The organism is Bartonella sp. AA81SXKL, assembly GCF_042196945.1.
GTDB lineage: Bacteria > Pseudomonadota > Alphaproteobacteria > Rhizobiales > Rhizobiaceae > Bartonella.
Window position 1 is genome coordinate 334 of sequence record NZ_JBHIRH010000152.1, and the last position, 538, is coordinate 871.

Genomic DNA, 538 nt, shown 5'->3' on the forward strand with positions numbered 1-538 from the left:
CTCTCCCATAAAAACAGGATCATGATCTGGACCAGAACGTTTTACGACCCTATAATGTGGTTGTACACCACCTTGTACATGCGCCCATTCCTGTAACTGTGTCTTGGCATCACGCCGACCAGCATCCATCTGCTTCGCCCGACTTTGCCAATACCTTTGAATAAAAGGTCTAACACTCTCCAATCCCCCATCAAGATATATTACAGCAATCAAAGCTTCAATCACATCGGCATACATATTTGTTAGCCGACGACCTTTTAAGTTTTTCATTTCAAAACCAACATGGATCATAACAGGCAGTTCCATTTCTAGTGCAATATCAGCACATGTCTGCGCATTCACTAAACTGTTTAAACGTACCGATAACTCACCTTCACTTGCCTGTGGAAACAATTGATACAACATTTCCGCAATCAAAAGCCCAAGGACCCGATCACCTAAGAATTCCAGTCTTTCATAATTTCCCTGTTCTGAACCTTGTACACTTGAATGTGTTAACGCTTTTTTTAATTTCTTTTTATCTTTAAAGTAATGCCCC

At 40.9% G+C, this 538-nt stretch carries 1 protein-coding gene; it reads right to left on the minus strand.

From position 1 onward, the window contains the following. Positions 1-538 (minus strand): ribonuclease III (gene rnc, locus ACFINZ_RS10235; protein ID WP_375701454.1); only part of this gene is annotated, 538 nt, incomplete at both ends.